The organism is Streptomyces sp. TRM70350, assembly GCF_019219825.1.
Classification (GTDB): Bacteria; Actinomycetota; Actinomycetes; order Streptomycetales; family Streptomycetaceae; genus Streptomyces.
In genome coordinates, this window is the sequence record NZ_JAHUXH010000003.1 from 87,906 (window position 1) to 112,929 (window position 25,024).

The window sequence follows — 25,024 nt, forward strand, 5'->3', positions numbered from 1 at the left end:
AGGATTGCGGTTGCCTCGGCGCAAGGGGAATGCTCGGCCTCGTCCCGGCCTCCTCTCGGCGGACGACGGAGGGCGGACGAGAACCAGACTCCAGGGGGATTCGAGGTGTCGTACCCGTGTTCTACGCTCCTGGGCATGTCGTGGACGAGTCGATCTCGTGCCGCGCTCGCGGTCTGTGTCCTGGTGCTGGCCGGTGCCGCGGGCTGCGGCACCGGTGATGCGGGAGAGCGGAGGAACGGGGAGTCGCCGCCGGCGGTGGGCCGGTTGCTCGACGCCACCGACGAGGCCGGGCGGCCCTACCGCGAGGTGGGCGGCGAGGACGCGCCCGAGGTCGCAATCGAGGTGCAGCCCGACGCCTCCGGCACGGGGTGGGGCGTACGGCTGACCCTGCGCGACTTCCACCTCTCACCGGCCGGTACGGCACCGAAGGCGTCGCCCGGCCGGGGCGTCGCCCGGCTCTTCCTGGACGGCCGACCCATCGCCGAACTGCGCACCCCCAGCACCACCTGGACGCCGGACTGGTCAAGCGCGGCACCCACCAGCTCACCGTGCGGCTGTACGCCGACGACGGCACCGTCTGGGCGGTCGACGGCGAGCCCGTCGAGTCCACGGCCGACATCACCGCGTCGGGGAGCGAGCCGAGCGTGCCGACGGCCACGATGAGTGCACCGGGCACGGAGGTGCGTACTGGGGGTGGAGGTTCACCCGATCCCGGCGGAAAGGCATCATGAAGCCCGTGCCCCATCCCTCCATGCTCCGCCGCGCGCCCGTCCAGCGGCGCAGTGCCGAACGCCTGACCCGCATCCTCGATGCCTGCGCCGACCTCCTCGACGAGGTCGGCTACGACGCCCTGAGCACCCGCGCGGTGGCCGAGCGCGCCGGTGTGCCCATCGGCTCGGTGTACCGCTTCTTCGGCAACAAGCGGCAGATGGCCGACGCGCTCGCCCAGCGCAACCTGGAGCGCTACGCCGAGCGCGTCACCGAGCGTCTGCAGGGCGCGCGGCGCGGCGACTGGCGGGCCGCCATGGACGCCGTGCTGGACGAGTACCTCGCCATGAAGCGCACCGCGCCCGGCTTCTCCCTCGTCGACTTCGGCAACCAGATCCCCGTCGGCAGCCACCAGGCCGAACCCAACCACCGGGTCGCCGACCGGCTCACCGACCTCCTCGCGGACTACCTCACCCGCGAACCCGACACCGAACTGCGCCGCACCTTCCTGATCGCCGTGGAGACCGCGGACGCGCTGGTGCAGCTGGCGTTCCGGGTGGACCCGGAGGGGGACGCGGAGATCATCGCGGAGATGCGGGAGATGTTGCGGGCGTATCTGGGACGGGTGCTGGACTGACCCCTCCGCTCGGCATGCTCCTTCTGGGGCCTCGCTGACTGTGGTGCGTGCGGGTGTTCGCGGGGCCGTGTGTGCTGGTGTTCAAGGGGCCTGGCCCGGGGTGTGTGGCTCCCAAGGGAGGGGCGCATTCCTGCAAGGGACTCCCCTCCATGCATACCGGTCGGTATGCTCGACCCGTCCGCGCGTCATCGCCGTCGCCAGACCCCAGGAGGACCCGTGTCCCGCACCGCCCTGCGAATCTGCCCCCTGTGCGAGGCCACCTGCGGGCTGACGCTCACCATCGAGGGGACCCGGGTCACGGGGGCCCGCGGTGACCGTGACGACGTGTTCAGTCGGGGATTCATCTGCCCCAAGGGCGCCTCCTTCGGGGCCGTCGACGGCGACCCCGACCGGCTGCGCGGACCGCTCGTGCGCGAGGACGGGGAGTTGCGGGAGGCCAGTTGGGAGGAGGCGTTCGACGCCGTGGCGGCCGGGATACGGCCGGTCGTCGAGCGGTACGGGGCCCACTCCGTCGGCGTCGTCCTCGGCAACCCCAACGTGCACACCATGGCCGGCGCGCTGTATCCGCCCGTCCTGCTCGGCGCCCTCGGCACCCGCAGCGTGTTCACCGCGTCCACGGTCGACCAGATGCCCAAGCACGTCTCCAGCGGGCTGCTGTACGGCGATGCCAACGCCATTCCGGTGCCCGACCTCGATCACACGGACCATCTGCTGCTCATCGGCGCCAACCCGCTGGAGTCCAACGGCAGTCTGTGCACCGCCCCCGACTTCCCCGGCAAGCTGAAGGCCCTCAAGGCCCGCGGCGGCACGCTCACCGTGATCGACCCGCGCCGCACCCGCACCGCGAAACTCGCCGACCGCCACATCGCCATCCGGCCCGGCACGGACGCCCTGCTGCTGGCGGCGATGGCGCACGTCCTCTTCGAGGAGGACCTGGTCGCGCTCGGCGACCTCACGCCACACGTCGAGGGGGTGACCGAACTCCGGGAAGCGCTACGGGACTTCACTCCCGAAGCCGTAGCCGACGCCTGTGACGTCGACCCCGCCGTGACACGCGCCCTCGCAGGGGAACTGGCCGCCGCCCCCACCGCCGCCGTCTACGGCCGCATCGGCAGCTGCACGGTCCCGCACGGCACACTCGCCAGCTGGCTCGTCGACGTCCTCAACATCCTCACCGGCAACCTCGACCGGCCCGGCGGCGCCCTCTTCCCCCAGGCCGCCACCGACAAGACGCCCCGCCCCGCCGGACCCGGCCGCGGCTTCGCGCTCGGGCGCTGGCGCTCCCGGGTGAGCAAACACCCGGAGGCGAAGGGCGAGGTGCCGCTCTCCGCGCTCGCCGAGGAGATCGACACCGCCACCGAGGAGGGCGAGCCGATCCGGGCACTGATCGCCATCGCCGCCAACCCGGTGCTGTCCGCACCCGACGGCGACCGGCTCGACAAGGCCCTCGACTCGCTCGACTTCATGGTCAGCGTCGACCCCTACCTCAACGAGACCTCCCGCCACGCCCACGTCGTCCTGCCGCCGCCCCCGCCGTCCCAGAGCGCCCACCACGACTTCGCCTTCAACACCCTCGCCGTGCGCAACCAGGTCCGCTACACCCGCCCCGCCGTCCCGCTGGAGCCGGGCCGGATGGCCGAGACCGAGATCCTCGCCCGGCTGATCCTGGCCGTCTCCGGCATGCACGGCGCCGACCCGGCCGCCGTCGACGCGATGGTCATCGACCAGACCCTCGGCAAGGCGGTCAAGGAGGCCCACTCACCCGTGCACGGCCGGGACCCGAGGGACCTCGCCGACCGGCTGACCGGCGACAACGGCCCCGAGCGGCGGCTCGACATGATGCTGCGCCTCGGCCCGTACGGCGACGGTTTCGGCGTACGACCGGACGGGCTGAACCTGGAGAAGCTCCTCGCGCATCCGCACGGCGTCGACCTCGGCCCGCTGCGGCCGCGGCTGCCGCAGCCGCTGAAGACGGTGAGCGGGAAGGTCGAGTTGCTGCCCCGCCCGATCGCCGACGATCTGCCGCGACTGAGGCAGGCCATGAGCGAGCGCGCCGACGGCCTCGTGCTCGTCGGCCGCCGCCATCTGCGATCGAACAACAGCTGGATGCACAACGTGCCCGCCCTGACCGGCGGCACCAACCGCTGCACCCTGCACATCCACCCCGACGACGCCGAACGGCTCGGCGTACGCGACGGGGCGCCGGTACGCGTGAAGGGCGCCGGGGGAGAGGTGACGGCCCCGGCCGAGGTCACCGACGGTGTGCGGCCCGGCGTCGTCAGCCTGCCGCACGGCTGGGGCCACGACCGCCCCGGCACCCGCCTCAGGCACGCGGCCACCGACCCCGGCGTCAACGTCAACCAGCTCCTCGACGGCAGCCTGCTCGACCCGCTCTCCGGCAACGCGGTCCTCAACGGCGTTCCCGTGGAGATCTCCGCCGTGACCGAAAAGCTCACCGCGCTGACCTCAGCAAAGCTGTGACCAGCAGTTTTGCGCTTATTGCTCGCACGTCAACGTCTTGTTAACGCCGCTTGACGGGACCTAACGTCGTCGCACCGCCGGCCCAGGTGGGAGTTCAAGGGCGAACGTTAGGTATCCACACATGCTGACCATCCTCGGCTTCGCCATGATCACGACCTTCCTGGTCCTGATCATGATGAAGAAGATGTCGCCGATAGCGGCGCTCGTGCTCATCCCCGCACTGTTCTGTGTCTTCGTCGGCAAGGGCGCGCACCTCGGCGACTACGTCATCGACGGAGTCTCCAGCCTCGCCCCCACCGCGGCGATGCTCATGTTCGCGATCGTCTACTTCGGTGTGATGATCGACGTCGGTCTGTTCGATCCGATCGTCCGGGGCATCCTGAAGTTCTGCAAGGCCGACCCGATGCGGATCGTCGTCGGTACGGCCCTGCTCGCCGGGATCGTCTCGCTGGACGGCGACGGCTCGACCACCTTCATGATCACGGTCTCGGCGATGTACCCGCTGTACAAGCGCCTGAAGATGAGCCTGGTCATCCTGACCGGCGTCGCGGCCATGGCGAACGGCGTGATGAACACCCTGCCGTGGGGCGGCCCGACCGCCCGCGCCGCCACCGCCCTGAAGCTGGACGCCGGCGACGTCTTCGTGCCGATGATCCCGGCCCTGGCCGTCGGTCTGCTCTTCGTGATCGTCCTCTCGTACGTCCTCGGTCTGCGCGAGCGCAAGCGGCTCGGCGTGCTGACGCTGGACGAGGTGCTGGTGGAGGAGAAGGAGAAGGAGACGGTCCTGGTCGCGAGCGGCTCCGGCACCGGCAAGGGCGCCGCGACCACCGGCGGTGCGGGCACCGGCACCGGCGCCGACGCCCCTGAGGACGACGACGACTTCCAAGGCCTCGACCCCGACCGGCCCACCCTGCGCCCCAAGCTGTACTGGTTCAACGCGCTGCTCACGGTCGGCCTGCTCACCGCCATGATCATGGAACTGCTGCCGATCCCGGTGCTGTTCCTGCTCGGCGCCGCCCTCGCGCTCACCGTCAACTTCCCCAACATCCCGGACCAGAAGGCCCGCCTCGCCGCGCACGCCGACAACGTCCTCAACGTCTCCGGCATGGTCTTCGCCGCCGCCGTCTTCACCGGCGTCCTGCAGGGCACCGGCATGGTCGACAGCATGGCCAAGTGGCTGGTCGACATCATCCCCGGCAGCATGGGCCCGCACATGGCCCTGGTCACCGGCGTACTGAGCCTCCCGCTCACCTACTTCATGTCCAACGACGGCTTCTACTTCGGCATCCTGCCGGTCCTCGCCGAGGCCGGCGCGGCGCACGGCGTCACACCGCTGGAGATGGCCCGCGCCTCGCTGGTCGGCCAGCCGCTGCACATGTCCAGCCCGCTGGTCCCGGCCGTGTACGTGCTGGTCGGTATGGCGAAGGTCGAGTTCGGCGACCACACGCGGTTCGTGGTGAAGTACGCGGCCATGACCTGCCTGGTGATTCTCGGCGCCGGAATCCTGTTCGGCATCATCTGACGTATCCGGCGACGATTCCTTCAGGGGGTACACGACCATGGGGCCGGGTGGGAACCGCGGCTGGCTGCTCCGCCTCGTCATCGCCTTCAGCTTCGCGCAGGGGGCGGTGTCGATGGCCCGGCCCGCCGTCTCCTACCGGGCCCCGCGCTGGGCGCGGACGAACGGGCGGTCGGTGTGATCGCGGGGGTGTACGCCCTGCTCCCGCTGTTCGCCGCCGTCCCCCTGGGCCGCCGTACCGGCCACGGCCGCTGCGCACCCTGCTGCCCGCCGATGTCGTCCTCATATCCGGCGGCTGCGCGCTCAGCGGCCTCGTCGACTCCCTGTAGGCGATGGCGATCTGGAGCGGCGTGATGGGCCTCGGCCACCTCAGCTTCGTCATCGGCGCCCAGTCCCTGGTCGCCCGCCAGTCCGCCCCGCACGAACAGGACCGCAACTTCGGCCACTTCACCATCGGCGCCTCGCTCGGCCAGCTGGTCGGCCCGATCGCGGCCGGTGCGCTGATCGGCGGCCACGACATGGCGGGCGGCAGCGCACTCGCCCTGCTCGTCGCGGGCGGGGGCGCCGCGGTCGCGTTCACGTCGCTGTGGCGCATAGAGGATCGCCGTACGACGCCCAAGTCCGCGACGCCGCAAGGCGACCGCGTCCCCGTGTGGGGCATCCTGCGAGCCCGGGGAGTGCCCGGCGGCATCCTCGTCAGCCTCTCCGTGCTGTCCGCGACGGATGTCCTCACCGCGGCTGCACAACGTGGTCGCGTGGCGCGAGACGCCCTTCTGCACCGATGAGGAGCGGGCTGCCCTCGCCCTGACCGAGGCCGCACCCGGCTCCAGGACGGCGCACCGGGCGTGACCGACGGGATCTGGGACGCCGCCGCCGACCACTTCAGCGAGGAGCAGCTGGGCGCGATCATCCTGGAGATCGCGATGACCAACTTCTTCAACCGGATCAACCGCATGGTCCGGGAGCAGGCCGGCAAGACCTGGTAAGCCGGGCGGGGCGTCATCCCCCGGAGGCCGCGCATTCCTAACGTCCAGGAAGAAGCGGTGCCCGGAGAAACAGGTCTGTCCGGACCGGCAGCGGCGTTTCGCAGGGTTCCGGCTCGCAGGGTGAGGCGGCGCCTCGTGGCGGTTGGGCTTGCGGCCGGGAGCTGCGCTCTGTGATGGGCGACCCCGGGCGGGGCGCGGCCCTTCGTGCCGCCCCGTTCGCAGGCCGGAGCGACCGCCCGGCCCCACCGCACGCCTCCGCCCACCCCGAATGCGCCCCCTGCGCTCCCGTACGGCCGACGGATTCCGGTCCTTCGGCGCGGCCGCCGCATCCCCTGGCCCCGGGCCCGGTAAGGGATGGGGCATGACTCTTCGACTCACCCGCACCCGCGTCGCCTTGGCGACCGCCACCGCTCTGCTCGCCGTCGGGGCGCCCACCGCGTACGCCACCCTCGGGGCGGAGACCACCGCCGCTCCCACGCCAGTGCGCGGCGAGCCGTACGCCGAGACCCGGCTTCTCTTCGGCACCGCGCGGCCCGATGGCGGACCGGCGGTCACGGACCGGCAGTTCATGGCCTTCGTCGACAAGGAGGTGACGCCGGACTTCCCGGACGGGCTGACCGTGCAGAGCGGGCGCGGGCAGTGGCGGGACGCGAGCGGCACGATCGAGAAGGAGCGGTCGTACGAGCTGATCCTGCTCTATCCGGTGGGCGAGGCGGCGGCCAGGGACCGGAAGATCGAGGAGATCCGCCGGGACTACGAGAAGGCCTTCGGACAGGAGTCGGTCGGGCGCGTGGACGATCAAGTGCGGGTCGACTTCTGAGCCGGTCGGCGGCGTTGCCGTACCCTCTCGGCGGACCCTGGCGCGCAAAAACTATCGCCGCTAGTTTGGGTGCCGACGTATGGACGACGCCGCAGTTCGGGAGGTGGGCCATGAAGGCCCGGGACGGGATGTACATCGACGGTGCCTGGCGCCCCGCCGCAGGCCAGGACGGGATCGAGGTCGTGAACCCGGCCGACGAGGAGGTCATCGGCCGGGTTCCCGCGGGCACCGCCGAGGACGTGGACCGGGCCGTGCGGGCCGCCCGCGCCGCCCTTCCGGCCTGGTCCGCGACACCGCCCGCCGAGCGGGCCGCGCGCCTGGCCGCCCTGCGGGACGTGCTGGCCGCCCGCAAGGACGAGATCGCCGGGACGATCACCGCCGAGCTGGGTTCGCCGTTGCCCTTCTCGCAGGCGGTGCACATGGGCGCGCCGATCGTGGTCGCGGGCTCGTACGCCGAGCTGGCCGCGACGTACGCGTTCGAGGAGAAGATCGGCAACTCGACCGTCTACCAGGAGCCGGTCGGCGTGGTCGGCGCGATCACGCCGTGGAACTACCCCCTGCACCAGATCGTCGCCAAGGCCGCCCCGGCCCTCGCCGCGGGCTGCACGGTCGTCCTGAAGCCCGCCGAGGACACCCCGCTGACCGCGCAGGCCTTCGCGGAGGCCGTGCACGAGGCGGGCTTCCCGGCCGGTGTCTTCAACCTGGTCACCGGCCTCGGCCCGGTGGCCGGGCAGGCGCTCGCCGAGCATCCCGGGGTCGACATGGTGTCCTTCACCGGCTCCACGGCGGTCGGCGGGCAGATCGCCGCCACCGCCGGAGCCGCGGTGAAGAAGGTCGCCCTGGAACTGGGCGGCAAGTCCGCCAACGTCATCCTGCCCAGCGCCGACCTGGCCAGGGCGGTGGGCGTCGGCGTCGCCAACGTGATGGCCAACTCCGGGCAGACGTGCAGCGCGTGGACCCGGATGCTGGTGCACTCCGCGCAGTACACCGCCGCCGTCGAGCTGGCCGTCGCCGCGGCCGCCAAGTACGGCGACCGCATCGGGCCCCTCGTGAACGCCCGGCAGCGGGACCGGGTGCGCGGCTACGTCGAGAAGGGCGTGGCCGAGGGCGCCCGGCTGGTCGCGGGCGGCGTGGAATCCCCGCGTGAGCGTGGCTACTTCGTCAGCCCCACCGTCTTCGCGGACGTCACGCCGGAGATGACCATCGCCCAGGAGGAGATCTTCGGGCCGGTCCTGTCGATCCTGCGGTACGAGGACGAGGACGACGCCCTGCGGATCGCAAACGGCACCGCGTACGGGCTCGCCGGCGCGGTCTGGGCGGGCGACGAGGCCGAGGCGGTGGCCTTCGCGCGCCGGATGGAGACCGGCCAGGTCGACATCAACGGCGGCCGCTTCAACCCGCTCGCGCCCTTCGGCGGGTACAAGCAGTCGGGCGTGGGCCGGGAACTCGGCGTGCACGGCCTGGCCGAGTACCTCCAGACCAAGTCCCTCCAGTTCTAAGGGAGTTCACTGCCATGGCTGTGCGTGCCGCCGTCCTTCCGGCTGTCGGTGCCCCGCTGGAGGTCACGGAGATCGACCTTCCCGAGCCCGGCCCCGGCCAGGTCCGGGTCCGCCTCGCCGCGGCCGGGGTGTGCCACTCCGACCTCTCCCTGTCCAACGGCACCATGCGCGTCCCGGTCCCGGCCGTCCTCGGCCACGAGGGCGCGGGCACGGTCGTCGCCGTCGGCGAAGGGGTCACGCACCTCGCGCCCGGCGACGGCGTCGTCCTCAACTGGGCCCCGTCCTGCGGCGACTGCCCCGCCTGCGCCCGCGGCGAGGTGTGGCTGTGCGCCAACGCCCTGAACGGCTCCGCCGGCGTCCACGCCCACCGCACGTCCGACGGCGCCGAGCTGCACCCCGGGCTGAACGTGGCGGCGTTCGCCGAGGAGACGGTCGTGCCGACCTCCTGCGCGCTGCCCGCCCCGCCGGACGTGCCCCTGACCGACGCGGCGCTCCTGGGCTGCGCGGTCCTCACGGGCTACGGCGCCGTCCACCACTCGGCGAAGGTGCGGCCGGGCGAGACGGTCGCGGTGTTCGGCGTCGGCGGCGTGGGCCTCGCGGCGCTCCAGTCGGCGCGCATCGCGGGCGCGTCGCGGATCATCGCGGTGGACGTCTCCCCGGAGAAGGAGGAACTGGCCCGCGCGGCCGGCGCCACCGACTACGTCGTCGCCTCCGACGCCACCGCCCGCGAGATCCGCGCCCTGACCGGCAAGCAGGGCGTCGACGTGGCGGTGGAGTGCGTGGGCCGGGCGGTCACCATCCGCACGGCCTGGGACTCCACCCGCCGCGGCGGCCGTACGACGGTGGTCGGCATCGGCGGCAAGGACCAGCAGGTCACCTTCAACGCCCTGGAGATCTTCCACTGGGGCCGCACCCTCTCGGGCTGCGTCTACGGCAACTCCCACCCCGAGCAGGACCTGCCGGTCCTGGCCGACCACATCCGCGCGGGCCGCCTCGACCTCTCGGCGCTGGTGACGGAACGGATCGCCCTGGACGGCATCCCGGCGGCGTTCGAGAACATGCTGGCGGGCAAGGGGGGACGGGCACTGGTGGTCTTCTAGCCCCCACCCCGCACCCGTCGGCGCGCGCCCCGGCCCTCTTCGGACGGCCGGGGCTTCGGCACGCCGCGAACGGCTCTCCGTGCCATGTACAGGCAAAAGTCCTGCCGCACGACCCGTTGACGTCCATACCGTCCGGTCAGTACGTTCCCGGAAATCCCAGCCGCCCCCCCGTCCCGTCCCCGCACCCACCGGAGTGTGCACGCATGGACACGGCACCTTCCGCCCAGCCGCTCACCACCACCCCGGCCGCCCCGCACCGCCGCCGGGTCGCCACCGCCGCCGCCCTCGCGTCGGCCGTCGAGTGGTACGACTACTTCGTCTTCGGCATCGCCGCCGCCCTGATCCTCGGCGACCTGTACTTCCCCGCCGGCAGCCCCACCGCCGGCGTACTCGCCGCCTTCGCCACCTTCGCCGTCGGCTTCCTCGCCCGCCCTCTCGGCGGCATCGTCGCCGGTCACCTCGGCGACAAGCGCGGCCGCAAGCCGATGCTGGTCCTCGCGCTCACGCTCATGGGCGTCGCCACCACCGGCATCGGTCTCCTCCCCACGTACGAGACGATCGGCGTCGCCGCGCCGATCCTGCTCGTCGCCTTCCGTGTCGCGCAGGGCGTCGCCGTCGGCGCCCAGTGGGGCGGCGCGATGCTGCTGGCCACCGAGTACGCCCCCGAGGGCAAGCGCGGCGTCTACGGCAGCGTCGTCCAACTCGGCGTCCCCATCGGCGTGGTGACCGCGAACACGGTCTTCCTGCTGGCCGGCGCGCTCACCTCGGAGTCCGCGTTCGCGGCCTGGGGCTGGCGGGTGCCCTTCCTGGTCGGCGTCCTCGTGCTCGGGCTCGCCTGGTACATCCACACCCGCGTCGAGGAGACCCCCGAGTTCCGGGAGGCGGAGAAGGCGCTGGCCGAGCAGGAGAAGTCGGAGCAGAGCAGCCCGCTGCGCACGATCCTGCGCCACCACCTCGGCACGGTCCTGCTCGCCGGCGGCTCGTTCGCCGTGAACACCGCGACGTTCTACATCCTCATCACCGGCGTCCTCGACTACACCACCCGCGAACTCGGCATGAACCGCGGCGCGGTCCTCACCGTCTCCCTCTGCGTCAGCCTCACCCAGCTCGTCCTGATCCCCGTCTCCGCCGCGCTCTCCGACCGTGTCGGCCGGATCAGGATCTACGCGCTCGGCGCGGTGGGCATCACGCTGTGGGCCGTACCGCTGTTCCTGCTGATCGACACCGGTTCGCTGCTGTGGCTGGCGGTCGGCACCTTCGTCGCCAGCTGCTTCCTCAGCATCATGTACGGCCCCCAGGCCGCCCTGTTCGCCGAGCTGTTCACGCCCGAGATGCGCTACACGGGCGCCTCGCTCGGCTACCAGATCGCGGCCGTGTTCGGCGGCGGACTGGCCCCGTTCATCATGGTGCTGCTCCTGGAGGCGACCGGCACGTCGATGGCGGTGTCCGGCTACATCATCGGCCTCGCCGTGATCGCGCTGCTGTCCATCAAGGTCCTGGCGGGCAGGGCGCGTTCACGCTGATTCCCGGGTCTGCTCGGGTTGTGGCGCGGCCGCCACGACCCGAGCAGACCGCTTCCGGGACCGCGACACGGCGACCCCCACCAGACACAGCGCCCCGCCCGCCAGCGTGAGCAGCCCCGGCACCTCGTCGAGCGCCAGCCACGACATCAGCACGACCAGGGCGGGGACGGCGTACGTCGTCGCGCCCATGCGGCTGGCGGTCGTACGGGACAGGGCGTACGCCCACGTCGTAAAGGCGAGCGCCAGCGAAAAGACGCCCAGGTAGACCACGTTGAGCGTGGCGGAGATGGGGGCGTGGGCCGCCTCGCTGATCAGCTGCCTGGTGAAGGGCAGACAGAGGGCCGCGCCGACCAGACACCCGTACGTCGTCACCTGAAGCGCGCTCGCATGGCCGAGCGCCGGCTTCTGCGCCACGACACCGCCCGCGTACCCGACGGCCGCGAGCAGGCACAGCACCACTCCGAGCGCCGAGGAACCACCCCTGCCCGACATCGACAGTCCCACGGTCACCGCACCGGCGAACGACACCGCCATCCCGGCCAGCAGCCGCGGCGGCATCGGATCACCGAGCAGCCGGGCGCTCAGCAGTGCGATGAGGATGGGCCCGATGTTCACGACGAGCGCTGCCGTACCGGCGTCCACCTGCTGCTCGCCCCAGTTCAGCACGACGCTGTAGAAGCCGAACCACAGCAGGCCCGATACCGCGATCCCGGGCCAGGCCGGCCGAGGGGGCAAGCCCTCCCGCCGTATGAGGCAGATGACCCCCAGCACCAGGGAGCCGACGAGCAGCCGCCCCAGCGCGAGCGCGCCCGGCGAGTACTCCGCCCCCGCGCTGCGGATGGAGACGAAGGCGGAGGCCCACAGGACGACGGTGACGGTGGCGGCTCCGGCGGCGAGCAGTTCCGTACGGCGGGCAGGGGAGGCGTTCATCATGCTCCAGAGGCTAGGAGGTGGTGGATGGGGGAGGCTCGCGGATGTCGGACGGGGTCGTCGGCAGCGCCCCTCAAGGGGCGCGGGGCTGTATCGATGTGCGGCTCCGCCGCGTGGGCACGACCAGCCACGATGCTCCCGCACTCGGCACATCGGAGAAGCCCCCAGCCCAGTAGCCGGTCAGCGCAGTACCGCCGCTTCGACACCGAGCAGCTCCTGCAGCGCCCGCTCCCCCGACGGAGTCACCTTCACCGCCCGCTCCGACCCGATCCGTACGCACCACCCCGCGTCCAGCGCATGCCGGCACAGCGCCGCGCCCGCGGCGCCCGCGAGATGAGGGCGGCGTTCGGTCCAGTCGAGGCAGGCACGGGCCAGCGGGCGGCGGCCGGTACGGTCGAGGCGGATGCCGGCGCTGTCGAACCACCCGAGCCCGGCGTCCGTCAGCGCGAACCCGGTGTCCTGCCGTAGCAGCCCGCGTGCGGTCAGCGCGTCGGTGACCGCGATGCCGAGCCGCCCGGCCAGGTGGTCGTAGCAGGTGCGGCCCCGCGCCATGGCGGATCCCGCGCTGGACTCCCGCAGGTTCCGGGGCCGTACGACGGCACTGGGCGAGACCTGCGCGGCGAGGTCCTCCACGAGCTGGGCGACCCGCGCGTCGGCCAGCCGTACGTACCGATGCCGCCCCTGCCGCTCCTCGGCGAGCAGCCCGCCCGCGACGAGCTTGCTCAGATGCTCGCTGAGCGTCGACGCGGCGACCCCGGCATGCCGCGCCAACTCACCGGCGGTCCACGCCCGTCCGTCGAGCAGCGCCAGCAGACAGGCGGCCCGGGTCTCGTCGGCGATGAGGGCGGCGAGCCGGGCCAGCTGCGGTGCCTCGGGGGCTGGGGTGGCCATGCGTCCCAGGATGCGGCACGGACACTTCGGCGGCTGCCGAAGGATGGCTAGGTGGCCCGCCCGACCTGCGCGTACTGCCGCGCCAACCCGTCCAGCAGCGCCGTGAGCCCCGTCTCGAAGGCCCGCTCGTCGATCTTCTCCTGCCGCTCGGCGAGGAGGTGCGCCTGCCCGAGGTGGGGATAGTCGGCGGGGTCGTACGCGCTCTCGTCGGTCACGAAGCCCCCGGCGAACGAGCCGAGCGCGGAGCCCATGATGAAGTACCGCATCAGCGCGCCGATGGAGGTGGCCTGCGCCGGTGGCCAGCCCGCGTCGACCATCGCGCCGTAGACCGCGTCCGCGAGCCGCAGCGCGGCCGGGCGGCGACCGGGGCCGCGGGCCAGGACCGGGACGATGTTCGGGTGGTCGCGCAGGGCGGCCCGGTAGGAGACCGCCCAGTCGTGCAGGGCCGTCCGCCAGTCCCGCCCGTCCTCGAACATCGACAGGTCGACCTGCGCGCTGACCGAGTCGGCGACCGCCTCCAGGATCTCGTCCTTGGTGCTGAAGTGGTTGTAGAGGGAGGGCCCGCTCACACCGAGCTCCGCCGCGAGCCGCCGGGTGGAGACGGCGGCGAGGCCCTCCGTGTCCACCAGCGCCCGGGCCGTCTCGACGATCCGGTCGGTGCTGAGCAGGGGCTTGCGCGGTCGGGCCATGGCGCACATAGTAGGGCTGAGCCGGAAACTAGCACTGCTAATTTAAATGTACGCCTTTCAAGGTGTGCCTTCCTGTGGGGTGACGTGTCATGAACCTGGAGCTCAGCGAGGAGCAGACCGCCGTACGGCGGCTCGCCCGGGACTTCGTGGACCGTGAGATCGCCCCCAACGTCATCACCTGGGACCGCGCGGAGGAAGTCGACCGGGGGATCGTCAAGAAGCTCGGCGAGGTCGGCTTCCTCGGCCTGACCATCGATGAGGAGTACGGCGGCAGCGGCGGCGACCATCTCGCCTACTGCCTGGTCACGGAGGAACTCGGCCGCGGTGACTCCTCCGTGCGCGGCATCGTCTCCGTCTCCCTCGGCCTGGTCGCCAAGACCGTCGCCGCCTGGGGCGGTGAGGAGCAGAAGCGGCGCTGGCTGCCGGGCCTGACCTCCGGGGAGTACGTCGGCTGCTTCGGCCTGACCGAGCCGGGCACCGGCTCCGACGCCGGGAACCTCACCACCCGCGCGGTCCGCGACGGCGGCGACTACGTCATCAACGGCAGCAAGATGTTCATCACCAACGGCACCTGGGCCGACGTCGTCCTGCTCTTCGCCCGGTCCACCGACGCGCCCGGCCACAAGGGCGTCTCCGCCTTCCTCGTGCCGGCCGACACCCCCGGACTGACCCGCCGCACAGTCCACGGCAAGCTCGGCCTGCGCGGCCAGGCCACCGCCGAACTGGTCCTTCAGGACGTCCGGGTGCCCGCCGCCGCATTGCTCGGACCGGAGGGCAAGGGGTTCTCCGTCGCCCTGTCCGCCCTCGCCAAGGGGCGGATGTCGGTCGCGGCCGGATGCGTCGGCATCGCCCAGGCCGCGCTCGACGCGGCGGTCCGCCACGCGGGCGAGCGCGAGCAGTTCGGCAAGTCCATCGCCCACCACCAGCTCGTCCAGGAGCTGATCAGCGACATCGCCGTGGACGTCGACGCGGCCCGGCTGCTGACCTGGCGGGTCGCCGACCTGATCGACCGCGGCCTGCCGTTCGCCACCGAGGCCTCCAAGGCCAAGCTCTTCGCCTCGGAGGCGGCCGTGCGCGCGGCCAACAACGCGCTGCAGGTCTTCGGCGGCTACGGCTACATCGACGAGTACCCGGCGGGCAAACTGCTGCGCGACGCCCGCGTGATGACCCTCTACGAGGGCACGAGCCAGATCCAGAAGCTGCTCATCGGGCGGGCGCTGACGGGGGTTTCGGCGTTCTGATCTGAGTAGCAGAGCGGATGTGGCGCGGGCCACCCGCGCACATGCTGGGGCCCATGAGTGACACACCGGTCAAACAGCAGAGCACGGCCGCCTTCTACGGCCAGGCCGTCGCGTCGTTCGCCGTCGCCCTGGCCGCCACCGCCATCGGCATCTTCCAGCTGGAGGCCGACCCCTGGGTGCGCGCCTTCCTCGGTATCGCCGTCCTCTACCTCGTCACGTCCGCCTTCACCCTCGCCAAGGTCATCCGGGACCGGCAGGAGGCGGGGCAGCTGGTGAGCCGGGTGGATCAGGCCAGGCTGGAGAAGCTGCTCGCCGAGCACGATCCCTTCGAGAAGCTCTGAGCGGCCTCGCTAAGCGCCCGCTCACCTTCGGCGGTATGGTGGTGCCTCCGGTGGCGAGAGGGGCGAGCGAGTGATGAGCACGGCGGAGGAGACGGTCGGCGGCGAGATGCAGCCGTGGGCCGAGGTCACCCCTGAGGCGGCCCGGCGACTGCTGGTCGCCGCCGTGGAGGCCTTCGCCGAGCGCGGCTACCACGCCACCACGACCCGTGACATCGCGGGCCGCGCCGGGATGAGCCCGGCCGCGCTCTACATCCACTACAAGACCAAGGAAGAGCTGCTGCACCGCATCAGCAGGATCGGCCACGAGCGGGCCCTCGACATCCTGCGCACGGCGTCCCGGCGCGAGGGCACCGCGACCGAGCGGCTCGCCGACGCGGTCAGCTCCTTCGTCCGCTGGCACGCCGGGGGGCGTACCACCGCGCGTGTGGTGCAGTACGAGCTGGACTCGCTCGGCCCCGAGGCGCGCGCGGAGATCGTCGCGCTGCGCCGGAAGTGCGACGACGAGGTGCGCGGCATCATCGAGGACGGTGTCACGGCGGGCGAGTTCGACGTGCTCGACGTGCGGGGCACGACGCTCGCCGTGCTGTCGCTGTGCATCGACGTGGCGCGCTGGTTCAACATCCAGGGGCCCTGGACGCCTGACGAGGTCGGCGCGCTGTACGCCGACCTCGTGCTGCGGATGGTGGGGGTACGGAAGGCCCCGGCGGGGCGGGAGTAGCCGCTCAGGGTGTGTGCCGCTCGGAGTCAGTGGCCGCTCAGAGGTAGTACCGCGACACCGACTCCGCCACGCACACCGGCTTGTCGCCGCCGTCGCGCTCCACGGTGAAGGCGACGGTCACCTGCACGCCGCCGGTCACGTCCTCGACGCCGGTGATCCTCGCGGTGGCGCGCAGCCGGGAGCCGACCGGGACGGGGGCGGGGAAGCGGACCTTGTTGGTGCCGTAGTTGACGCCCATCTGCACGCCCTCGACGCCGATCAGCTGTGGTCCGAAGAGCGGCAGCAGGGAGAGCGTGAGGTAGCCGTGCGCGATCGTCGTACCGAAGGGGCCCGTGGCGGCCTTCTCCGGGTCGACGTGGATCCACTGGTGGTCGCCGGTGGCCTCGGCGAACAGGTCGATCCGCTTCTGGTCGATCTCCAGCCAGTCGGTGTACCCCAGCTGCTCGCCCACCGCCGCCCTGAGCTCGTCGACGGACGTGAAGATCCTCGGCTCTGCCATGTCCCGGCCTCTCGCGTAGCGACGTCAGATGCTCATGTCTAAGCAACTGCTTAGCATGGTCGTGGCGTGGGCCCCTGTCAACGGACCGGACCCGTCATGGACTCGGTAGGCTTCGAGAGGTGCCCCAGATTCCCGAGAAGATCCACGAACTCACGGTCGGCCAGCTCGCGGCGCGCAGCGGCACCGCCGTCTCCGCCCTGCACTTCTACGAGGCCAAGGGCCTGATCAGCAGCCGCCGCACCGCGGGCAACCAGCGCCGCTACACCCGGGACACGCTGCGCCGCGTCGCCTTCATCCGGGCCGCCCAGCGGGTCGGCATCCCGCTGGCCACGATCCGCGAGGCGCTCGCCGAGCTGCCCGAGGAGCGCACGCCCACCCAGGAGGACTGGGCCCGCCTGTCCGAGGCCTGGCGCTCTGAGCTGGACCAGCGGATCAGGCAGCTCAACCGGCTGCGCGACCACCTCACGGACTGCATCGGCTGCGGCTGCCTCTCCCTGGAGACCTGCGTCCTGTCCAACCCCGACGACGTCTTCGGGGAACGCCTGGCGGGCTCGCGCCTGCTGGTGGAACGCCCGAACGCCGGATAGGGCGAGGGGCGGTTGCCCGGCGACGCGCGCTGCCGCACCCGACCCGGCGCTGGCCGCAGGCGGTGACCGCAGCGCGGGGGTGCGCATCAAGCGCCTCACCGGGGGGACCGCCGCCCCGGCGGTCACTCGTACTCGGTCCCGCCCTTCCGCGCTCAGCTGGGTTTCATCGCCTCCAACTGTCCGTATGCGAAAGGGGTGGTGCGACCGGTTTACCGGTTGCTACGGTCCACTGGGCGCCCGGCTTCGTGCCGGTCGGGAACGGTGCGGCATCCCCTTCGCACCGCCCCCTCATGAACTAGGCGGACATCAGCAGCCGTTCGCGCCTGGCGTACGCCAGGGCCTCGGGTGTGAGCACGGGACGCGGGACGAGGATTCCGCAGTCCGTGCAGACCGGACCCGACGAGGGCTCGTGGTCCAGGCCGTACTTCCACACCAGGCGCTCCCCGCCACACACGGGGCACGCCGATCCCGGCTCGCGCTCCAGCGCGGCGATCAGCCGCCGCAGCACCTCCGCCAGCGGCTCGTCCGGGTGCACCTGGGGGTCGTCGCACCAGGCGACCCCGAACCCGCCCCAGGTCAGCCGGTGCCAGTCGTCCACCGTGCCCGGCCGGCGCAGCCCGTCGTGCTTCTCCTTCTTGCGGCGCTCGGCGAACTCGACCTCATACGCCAGCCACACCGCCCGCGCCTCCTCCAGCTCCTCCAACGCGGCCACGAGCCGCGCCGGATCGGGAGAACGGTCCTCCGGGCCGAACCCGGCCCGGGTGCACAGGTGGTCCCACGTCGCCCTGTGCCCGTAGGGAGCGAACCGCTCAAGGCACTTGCGCAGCGAATAGCGCCGTAGCGCCAGATCGCACCGGGGGTCGCGTACCTGTCTCGCCAGACTCCGGAAACCGGCCATCGCCTTGCACCTCCGTCACAACTGCACCTGTACTTCGGTCACTTCGGCGTCGTCCTACGGACGTCGCCGAATAGACGTATCGACCAGCGATTCGGCTCCATCCGACGTCCTGCCGGTCCCTGCCACTCGTGAAAATGACGCATGTTCATCTTCAAAGCCGGGGATAACCGGCGGTAACGTCCGGCCCACCCCGTGTCGGGAGGAGCTGCCATGCCACGGCGCACCCCACGTAACGCCCTCGACAGACTGAGAACTCCCCACAGATCCCTCGGGTTCCTGAAGACCGCTTCCGTATGCGTCCTGATTGCCAGTCTTTTGTCCCCGCTTTCCACAGCGGCGGCGGCCCCCGAGGCCCCGGCCGCCGAAACAGCGGCGGTCACCGACCACTGCGGCAATCAGTGCTCGGACATATTGCCGCCCGGCCAGAACGGCAACGCCACCCTCGCCCAGATCCTGCTCCACCAGGCCTTCGGCGCCCAACCCGCGCACGCCGGCGACCAGCTCGGCCCCTACGCGAACCTGGCCACCGGCTACTCCACCCTCACCGACGCCACGATCAGCACCTTCTTCAACGACGCGTCCTTCGGGGTGCCCGCCGATCAAGTCGCCTCCTCCGTCAGGCCGGCCGGCCGCAGCGACGTGACGATCGTCCGCGACAAGAAGACGGGCATACCGCACATCACCGGTACCACCCGATACGGCACCGAGTTCGGCGCCGGCTATGCGGCCGCCGAGGACCGGCTGTGGCTGATGGACGTCTTCCGCCACGTCGGACGCGGACAGCTGACCTCCTTCGCGGGCGGCGCGCCCGCCAACCAGGGCCTGGAACAGCAGTTCTGGCGCCACGCGCCCTACACCGAGGCCGACCTCCAGGCGCAGATAGACAATGCCGTCGCCGCGCACGGCGAGCGCGGGCGGCAGGCTCTGGCCGACGTCAACGCCTACGTCGACGGCATCAACGCCTACATCGCCGCCTCCGACAACGGCCGCTACTTCCCCGGCGAGTACGTCCTGACCGGCCACAAGGACTCCATCACCAACGCCGGCACCATCGAGAAGTTCAAGCCCACCGACCTGGTCGCCCTGGCCTCCGTGGTCGGCGCGCTGTTCGGCGCGGGCGGCGGAGGCGAGGTCAACAACGCCCTGTCGCTGCTCGCCGCGCAGTCCAAGTACGGCGTGGCGGAGGGCACCAGGGTGTGGGAGTCCTTCCGGATGCGCAACGACCCCGAGGCCGTCCTCACCCTCCACGACGGCAGCTATCCGTACGGCCAGAAGCCCGCCGACCCGCAGGGCGCGGCCCTGCCCGACGCCGGATCGGTGACCCCGGAGCAACTGGTCCACGACCGTACGGGCAGCGCGGCCGGCTCAAGTGCCGCCGAGGCCTCGGCGGACGCCGCCGCGAACGCCGTCACCTCCGCCCGGCGCGGGATGTCCAACGCCCTGGTGGTGAGCGGCGAACACACCGAGAGCGGCCACCCGATCGCCGTCTTCGGCCCGCAGACCGGCTACTTCGCCCCGCAGCTGCTGATGCTCCAGGAGATCCAGGGCCCCGGCATCAGTGCCCGCGGCGCCTCCTTCGCGGGCCTGAGCTTCTACGTCGAACTGGGCCGCGGCCAGGACTACGCCTGGAGCGCGACCACCTCCGGCCAGGACATCATCGACACCTACGCCGTCGAGCTCTGCCAGGACGACTACCACTACCTCTACCGCGGCACCTGCACGCCGATGGAGAAGGTCGAGCAGAAGAACGCCTGGAAGCCGACCGTGGCCGACGGCACGGCGGCCGGTTCGTACACGATGCGGGTGTGGCGGACGAAGTACGGCCCCGTCACCCATCGCGCCACCGTCGACGGCAAGAAGGTCGCCTACACCACCCTGCGCTCGTCCTTCCTGCACGAGGCCGACTCGATCATCGGCTTCCAGATGCTGAACGACCCCGACTACGTGACCGGCCCCGAGAGCTTCCAGAGGGCGGTGCAGCACATCAACTACACCTTCAACTGGTTCTACGCCGACTCCGAGCACACCGCGTACTACAACAGCGGCGACAACCCGGTCCGCGCGAGCGGCGTCGACGCGGAGTTCCCGGTGTGGGCGCGGCCGGCGTACGAGTGGCGGAACTGGAACCCCGACACCAACACCGCCTCCTACACCGCGCCGTCCCAGCACCCGAACTCCATCGACCAGGACTACTACATCTCCTGGAACAACAAGCAGGCCGAGGACTACACGGCCGCGCCCTGGGGCAACGGGTCGGTGCACCGCGGCAATCTGCTCGACGACCGGGTGCGGAAACTCGTCGGGGCCGGTGGCGTGACACGGGCCTCGCTGGTGAAGGCCATGGCCGAGGCGGGGCTCGCCGACCTGCGGGCGGAGGACGTCCTGCCGAAGCTGCTCAAGGTGATCAACAGCGCGCCGGTGACGGATACGACGGCCGCGGCGGCGGTGAGCACGTTGTCCGCCTGGGTGTCGGCGGGATCCCTGCGGACGGAGACCTCGGCGGGTGCGAAGAAGTACGCCCACGCCGACGCGATCCGCATCCTGGACGCCTGGTGGCCGCTGCTGGTGAAGGCCGAGTTCGAACCCGGCCTGGGCAGCGACCTCTTCTCCGCGATCACCGCCAACCTGCCTGTCGACGAGTCCCCGTCCGCCGCCCACGGCCCGACCGGCGCGCACGCCGGAAGCGCCTTCCAGTACGGGTGGTGGAGCTATGTCGACAAGGACATCCGTACGGTGCTCGGGGAACAGGTCCGGGGGCCGCTCGCCCGCACCTACTGCGGCGACGGCAGCCTCAGCGCCTGCCGGGACACGCTGATCAGCACCCTGAAGGAGGCCGCCGGGCGGACGGCTGCCCAGGTCTACCCCGGTGACGAGCAGTGCGCAGCGGGCGACCAGTGGTGCGCCGACTCGGTCATCCACCGCCCCCTGGGCGGGATCGGCCACGGAAAGATCAGCTGGCAGAACCGGCCGACGTACCAGCAGGTCGTGGAGTTCACGTCCCACAGGTGATCCGTGTATGCGGCGGCGGGCCTGCCGATCAGGCCCGCCGCCAGGTCATGGCGTGGCTCAGCGGTACTGGAGGTACCGCTTCCGCATCTTCCGGAACGCCGCCAGCTCCTGCTGCCAGCCCGCCACCACGTCGTCGGTGGACGCCCCGGCGTCGATCATCGTGCGGACGAGGGAGGAGCCGGTGAGCTTGTCGATCCAGTTGTCGGAGCGCCAGGCGAAGCCGCTCCAGGACTGCTTGGCGGTGATCAGGAGGCCGATCCCGGTGCGGACCGGGTCGAACGCCGCCCGGTCGTGCACATGGAGCTGTACGCCGCCGATGGTCTTCCCCTGGAACTTGGAGAAGGTGGGCGCGAAGTACGCCTCCCTGAAGCGCACGCCCGGCAGGCCGAGTTCGCCCGCGGCCGCCGCCCACCGGCGGTCGACGCCCTCCGCGCCGAGCAGTTCGAAGGGGCGGGTGGTGCCGCGGCCCTCGGAGAGGTTGGTGCCCTCGAAGAGACACGTGCCCGGGTACACCACAGCGGTGTCCGGCGTGGGCATGTTGGGGCTCGGCGGCACCCACGGCAGCCCGGAGGCGTCGTAGAAGTCCGACCGCCGCCACCCGGTCATGCGGACGGTGTCCAGGCGCACCGGCGAGGTCAGGAACTCCTCGTTGAACAGCAGCGCCAGCTCCGCGACCGTCATGCCGTGCGCCTGCGAGATCGGCTGCCGGCCGACGAACGTGGCGAACTCCTTGTGCAGCACGGGCCCTTCGGCCGATCTGCCGGTCACCGGGTTCGGCCGGTCCAGCACGACGACGCGCTTGCCCGCGAGCCGGGCCGCCTCCATGCAGTCGTACAGGGTCCAGATGTACGTGTAGAAGCGCGCGCCCACGTCCTGGATGTCGAAGACGATCGTGTCCACGCCGGACGCCGTGAAGACGTCGGCCAGCGGCTGACCGCTCTTGCCGTACGTGTCGTAGACCGGCAGGCCGGTCGCCGGGTCGTCGTAGCGGCCTTCGGAGCCGCCCGCCTGCGCGGTGCCGCGGAAGCCGTGCTCGGGGCCGAAGACGGCGGTGAGGTTCACGCGGTCGTCGGCGTGCATCACGTCGACGATGTGGCGTACGTCCCTGGTGACGCCGGTGGGGTTGGTGACGATTCCTACGCGGTCGCCGTCCAGGAGGGCGTAGCCTTCGGCGGTGAGGCGTTCGAAGCCCGTGCGGAGGGAGCGGTGTGGGGGGACCGCGGCGGCGGGAGTCGCGGTTGCCGTGAGGGCTGCGGTGCCCGCGAGGAGGGTGCGTCTGGGCAGCTTCATGCGGTGACCTCCGGTGTGTGAGGAGCGCTCCCGCAGGAGTGTTGCAGGCTGCGGGCCGGTGGGGGCCGGTCGCGCCCACGCGGCGGAGCCGCACATCGATACAGCCCCGCGCCCCTGAGGGCGTTTGCCCACCCTTCCCTTGCTACATACCGACCGGTTAGTCTGGCCGCTCGGGGCAGAGCCGTTTCGTGTCGAAGGAGGCCGATGGTGGGAGCCGTGCAGGGTGCCGGAGTGGTCGTCACCGGGGCAGGGGGCGGGATCGGGGCCGCGCTGGCCCGCCGGTTCGCCGCCGCGGGCGGCCGGGTCGTGGTCAACGACCTGGACGCGGACAAGGCCAAGGCCGTCGCCGACGAGATCGGCGGCATCGCCGTCCCCGGCGACGCCTCCGCGATCGTCGCCGAGGCCAAGGACGCGCTCGGCGGGGTGGTGGACGTCTACTGCGCCAACGCCGGAGTCGGCTCCGGCGGTTCCGAGGCGGCCGCCGAGGAGGTCTGGGCGCTGGCCTGGGACGTCAATGTGATGGCACACGTGCGTGCCGCCCAGGCGCTGCTCCCCGAGTGGCTGGAGCGCGGCAGCGGGCGCTTCGTGTCCACCGTGTCGGCCGCCGGACTGCTCACCATGATCGGTGCCGCGCCCTACAGCGTCACCAAGCACGGCGCCTACGCCTTCGCCGAGTGGCTGTCCCTGACGTACCGCCACCGGGGTGTGAAGGTGCACGCCATCTGCCCCCAGGGCGTGCGCACCGACATGCTCGCCGCCACCGGCAGCGCGGGCGACCTGGTGCTGGTGCCGACGGCGGTCGAGCCCGAGGACGTGGCGGACGCGCTGTTCAAGGGGATCGAGGAGGACCGGTTCCTGATCCTGCCGCACCCCGAGGTCGCCGGGTACTACCAGGCCAGGGCCGCCGATCCGGACCGCTGGCTGACCAACATGAACCACCTCCAGCAGAAGTGGGAGGCGGCCCAGTGACCGGCTCCCGATACGCGGCCAAGCCCTGGCTGGCGCTGCTCGACGAGGCCCAGCGGGCCCCCGTCAGTCCCGACGCCTCCCTGGTGCACGCCCTGCGCCGGGTCACCGCCGAGGCACCGGAGCGGACGTTCCTCGCCTACTTCGACGGGCGGCTGAGCTATCGCGAGGTCGACGAGCTGAGCGACTCCGTCGCCGGGCACCTCGCCGCGCGGGGCGTGGCGCGGGGTGACCGGGTCGCCGTGCTGCTGCAGAACTCGCCGCACTTCGTGCTCGCCGTGCTGGGCGCCTGGAAGGCGGGCGCGGTGGTCCTGCCGGTCAACCCGATGTACAAGTCGGGGGAGGTCCGCCATGTGCTGCGGGACGGCGAGGTGGCCGCGCTGATCTGCTCCGACCGCGCCTGGGAGTCGTATCTGCGCGAGACGGCGGCCGACTCGCCGGTGCGGATCGTGCTCACCGCGTGTGAGTTGGACTTCCAAACCCGGGGGGACGCGCGCGTGCTGACCTTCGAGCGGTCGGCGCAGGCCCAGGACGCCGACGACCTGACCGCCGTCGCGCGGGCGGGTGACAAGGCGCCGGAGGGCCGCGCGCCCGGCCCGGACGACATCGCGCTGATCAGCTACACGTCCGGCACCAGCGGCACCCCCAAGGGGGCCACCAACACCCACGGCAACATCATGTACAACGCCGAGCGGCAGCGGACCGGGCTGGGGCTGCCCGAGGCGCCGGTGTACTTCGCGATGGCGCCGCTGTTCCACATCACCGGCATGGTCTGCCAGTTCGGGGCGTGTCTGAACAGCGCGGGCACGCTGGTGCTGGCGTACCGCTTCGAGGCGGGGGTCGTCCTGGACGCGTTCGCCGAGCACCGGCCGCACTACGCGGTCGGGCCGTCGACCGCCTTCATGGCGCTGGCCGCCCACCCGTCGGTCACCCGCGACCACTTCTCCTCGTTCCGGATCATCTCCTCCGGCGGCGCGCCGCTGCCGCCCGCGCTGGTGGAGAAGTTCCGGGCCGGATTCGGGCCGTACATCCGCAACGGCTACGGGCTCACCGAGTGCACCGCGCCCTGCGCCTTCGTCCCGCCCGGCCGTGAGGCGCCCGTCGACCCCGCCTCCGGCACGCTGGCCGTGGGCGTGCCCGGGCCCGACACCGTCGTGCGGATCGTCGACGACAAGGGCGCGGAGGTGCCCTTCGGCGAGCAGGGCGAGATCGTCGTCCGCGGGCCGCAGGTCGTGCCCGGCTACTGGCGGCGGCCCGACGCCACCGCCGAGACCTTCCCCGGCGGTGAGCTGCGCACCGGTGACATCGGGTTCATGGACGCCGACGGCTGGCTGTACGTCGTCGACCGCAAGAAGGACATGATCAACGCGTCCGGCTTCAAGGTCTGGCCGCGCGAGGTGGAGGACGTGCTCTACACCCATCCGGCGGTGCGCGAGGCGGCGGTCGTCGGGGTGCCCGACGGGTACCGGGGAGAGACCGTCAAGGCCTACATCAGCCTCCGTCCGGGGGCCGCGTCGGACCCCGAGGAGCTCGCGGCGTACTGCAAGGAGAGACTGGCCGCCTACAAGTACCCGAGGCAGGTGGAGATCCTGCCCGACTTGCCGAAGACGGCGAGTGGGAAGATCCTCCGTCGGGAGTTGCGTTCCCGTTCTCACGAAAGTCAGTAGGACATCACGGAAGGCAGGTGGCGGC

General features: G+C 71.7%; 20 protein-coding genes and 3 pseudogenes. 17 read left to right on the forward strand and 6 right to left on the reverse strand.

Features of this window, described 5'->3' with window-relative positions; genetic code table 11:
• Positions 1 to 135 precede the first annotated feature (135 nt).
• The 10 genes and pseudogenes from KWI83_RS06375 to KWI83_RS06420 all read left to right on the forward strand — a co-directional run bounded on the left by KWI83_RS06375 (position 136) and on the right by KWI83_RS06420 (position 11,273).
• Positions 136 to 731: pseudogene (locus KWI83_RS06375) on the forward strand (hypothetical protein).
• The gene (locus KWI83_RS06380) at positions 728 to 1,345 is read left to right on the forward strand and encodes a TetR/AcrR family transcriptional regulator (protein WP_218513301.1); all 618 of its coding nucleotides are present in this window, start codon (positions 728 to 730) and stop codon (positions 1,343 to 1,345) included. The pseudogene KWI83_RS06375 and the gene KWI83_RS06380 overlap by 4 nt, the downstream one beginning before the upstream one ends.
• Before the next feature lie 216 nt (positions 1,346 to 1,561).
• A complete protein-coding gene (locus KWI83_RS06385) occupies positions 1,562 to 3,826 on the forward strand; it encodes a molybdopterin oxidoreductase family protein (RefSeq protein WP_218513302.1) in 2,265 nt (754 codons plus the stop codon).
• A gap of 121 nt (positions 3,827 to 3,947) precedes the next feature.
• Complete coding sequence (locus KWI83_RS06390; RefSeq protein WP_218513303.1) at positions 3,948 to 5,348, forward strand: CitMHS family transporter; 1,401 nt, start codon at positions 3,948 to 3,950, stop codon at positions 5,346 to 5,348.
• 37 nt (positions 5,349 to 5,385) lie between these two features.
• A pseudogene (locus tag KWI83_RS06395) lies at positions 5,386 to 6,082 on the forward strand (MFS transporter); the annotation flags it as partial.
• A pseudogene (locus KWI83_RS06400) lies at positions 6,081 to 6,331 on the forward strand (carboxymuconolactone decarboxylase family protein); the annotation flags it as partial. The pseudogenes KWI83_RS06395 and KWI83_RS06400, both read left to right, overlap by 2 nt.
• Positions 6,332 to 6,692: 361 nt before the next feature.
• Positions 6,693 to 7,151 carry a DUF3574 domain-containing protein gene (locus tag KWI83_RS06405; RefSeq protein WP_218513304.1) on the forward strand — a complete coding sequence of 153 codons (459 nt, stop codon included), beginning with the start codon at positions 6,693 to 6,695 and terminating at the stop codon, positions 7,149 to 7,151.
• A gap of 110 nt (positions 7,152 to 7,261) precedes the next feature.
• The gene (locus tag KWI83_RS06410; RefSeq protein ID WP_218513305.1) at positions 7,262 to 8,650 is read left to right on the forward strand and encodes an aldehyde dehydrogenase family protein; all 1,389 of its coding nucleotides are present in this window, start codon (positions 7,262 to 7,264) and stop codon (positions 8,648 to 8,650) included.
• A gap of 14 nt (positions 8,651 to 8,664) precedes the next feature.
• The gene (locus tag KWI83_RS06415; protein WP_218513306.1) at positions 8,665 to 9,750 is read left to right on the forward strand and encodes a Zn-dependent alcohol dehydrogenase; all 1,086 of its coding nucleotides are present in this window, start codon (positions 8,665 to 8,667) and stop codon (positions 9,748 to 9,750) included.
• Positions 9,751 to 9,953: 203 nt separating this feature from the next.
• Complete coding sequence (locus KWI83_RS06420) at positions 9,954 to 11,273, forward strand: MFS transporter (RefSeq protein WP_218513307.1); 1,320 nt, start codon at positions 9,954 to 9,956, stop codon at positions 11,271 to 11,273.
• Here the strand turns inward: KWI83_RS06420 and KWI83_RS06425 are convergent.
• From KWI83_RS06425 to KWI83_RS06435, 3 genes are all read right to left on the reverse strand, one after another.
• Complete coding sequence (locus KWI83_RS06425) at positions 11,265 to 12,206, reverse strand: DMT family transporter (protein ID WP_374106278.1); 942 nt, start codon at positions 12,204 to 12,206, stop codon at positions 11,265 to 11,267. The two genes, KWI83_RS06420 and KWI83_RS06425, sit on opposite strands and share 9 nt — an antisense overlap.
• A gap of 177 nt (positions 12,207 to 12,383) precedes the next feature.
• The gene (locus KWI83_RS06430; RefSeq protein WP_218513308.1) at positions 12,384 to 13,094 is read right to left on the reverse strand and encodes a helix-turn-helix transcriptional regulator; all 711 of its coding nucleotides are present in this window, start codon (positions 13,092 to 13,094) and stop codon (positions 12,384 to 12,386) included.
• A 47-nt stretch (positions 13,095 to 13,141) separates the two neighbouring features.
• Positions 13,142 to 13,783 (reverse strand): TetR/AcrR family transcriptional regulator, encoded by a 642-nt coding sequence (locus KWI83_RS06435; RefSeq protein ID WP_218513309.1) that lies wholly within the window; start codon positions 13,781 to 13,783, stop codon positions 13,142 to 13,144.
• Positions 13,784 to 13,872: 89 nt separating this feature from the next.
• Here KWI83_RS06435 and KWI83_RS06440 point away from each other — a divergent pair, with 89 nt between their 5' ends.
• The 3 genes from KWI83_RS06440 (at position 13,873) to KWI83_RS06450 (ending at position 16,083) form a co-directional block, all read left to right on the forward strand.
• On the forward strand, positions 13,873 to 15,024 hold the full coding sequence (locus tag KWI83_RS06440; protein ID WP_218513310.1) for an acyl-CoA dehydrogenase family protein: 1,152 nt from the start codon (positions 13,873 to 13,875) through the stop codon (positions 15,022 to 15,024).
• 53 nt (positions 15,025 to 15,077) lie between these two features.
• Positions 15,078 to 15,365 (forward strand): YiaA/YiaB family inner membrane protein, encoded by a 288-nt coding sequence (locus tag KWI83_RS06445; protein WP_218513311.1) that lies wholly within the window; start codon positions 15,078 to 15,080, stop codon positions 15,363 to 15,365.
• A 73-nt stretch (positions 15,366 to 15,438) separates the two neighbouring features.
• Positions 15,439 to 16,083: a TetR/AcrR family transcriptional regulator gene (locus tag KWI83_RS06450; protein ID WP_218513312.1), complete on the forward strand. Its 645-nt coding sequence runs from the start codon at positions 15,439 to 15,441 to the stop codon at positions 16,081 to 16,083.
• 37 nt (positions 16,084 to 16,120) lie between these two features.
• Here the strand turns inward: KWI83_RS06450 and KWI83_RS06455 are convergent, their stop codons facing one another.
• Positions 16,121 to 16,582, reverse strand: a complete 462-nt coding sequence (locus KWI83_RS06455; RefSeq protein ID WP_218513313.1) for a MaoC family dehydratase — start codon at positions 16,580 to 16,582, stop codon at positions 16,121 to 16,123.
• A gap of 119 nt (positions 16,583 to 16,701) precedes the next feature.
• Here KWI83_RS06455 and soxR point away from each other — a divergent pair, with 119 nt between their 5' ends.
• Positions 16,702 to 17,169, forward strand: a complete 468-nt coding sequence (gene soxR, locus KWI83_RS06460; RefSeq protein ID WP_218513314.1) for a redox-sensitive transcriptional activator SoxR — start codon at positions 16,702 to 16,704, stop codon at positions 17,167 to 17,169.
• Positions 17,170 to 17,464: 295 nt separating this feature from the next.
• Here the strand turns inward: soxR and KWI83_RS06465 are convergent, their stop codons facing one another.
• Positions 17,465 to 18,067 (reverse strand): hypothetical protein, encoded by a 603-nt coding sequence (locus tag KWI83_RS06465; protein WP_218513315.1) that lies wholly within the window; start codon positions 18,065 to 18,067, stop codon positions 17,465 to 17,467.
• A 210-nt stretch (positions 18,068 to 18,277) separates the two neighbouring features.
• Between KWI83_RS06465 and KWI83_RS06470 the strand changes: the two genes are divergently transcribed.
• A complete protein-coding gene (locus KWI83_RS06470; RefSeq protein WP_218513316.1) occupies positions 18,278 to 21,076 on the forward strand; it encodes a penicillin acylase family protein in 2,799 nt (932 codons plus the stop codon).
• A 57-nt stretch (positions 21,077 to 21,133) separates the two neighbouring features.
• On the opposite strand, the gene KWI83_RS06475 is transcribed toward KWI83_RS06470, so the two are convergent.
• Complete coding sequence (locus KWI83_RS06475; protein WP_218513317.1) at positions 21,134 to 22,366, reverse strand: exo-beta-N-acetylmuramidase NamZ domain-containing protein; 1,233 nt, start codon at positions 22,364 to 22,366, stop codon at positions 21,134 to 21,136.
• Between the two features lie 204 nt (positions 22,367 to 22,570).
• Here KWI83_RS06475 and KWI83_RS06480 point away from each other — a divergent pair, with 204 nt between their 5' ends.
• Together KWI83_RS06480 and KWI83_RS06485 are read left to right on the forward strand one after the other, a co-directional pair.
• Entirely contained in the window at positions 22,571 to 23,335 is a 765-nt protein-coding gene (locus KWI83_RS06480; RefSeq protein WP_218513318.1) for an SDR family oxidoreductase, read from the forward strand.
• Positions 23,332 to 24,999, forward strand: coding sequence for a class I adenylate-forming enzyme family protein (locus KWI83_RS06485; protein WP_218513319.1), 1,668 nt, complete (start codon positions 23,332 to 23,334; stop codon positions 24,997 to 24,999). The genes KWI83_RS06480 and KWI83_RS06485 overlap by 4 nt, the downstream gene beginning before the upstream one ends.
• Positions 25,000 to 25,024: the final 25 nt, after the last annotated feature.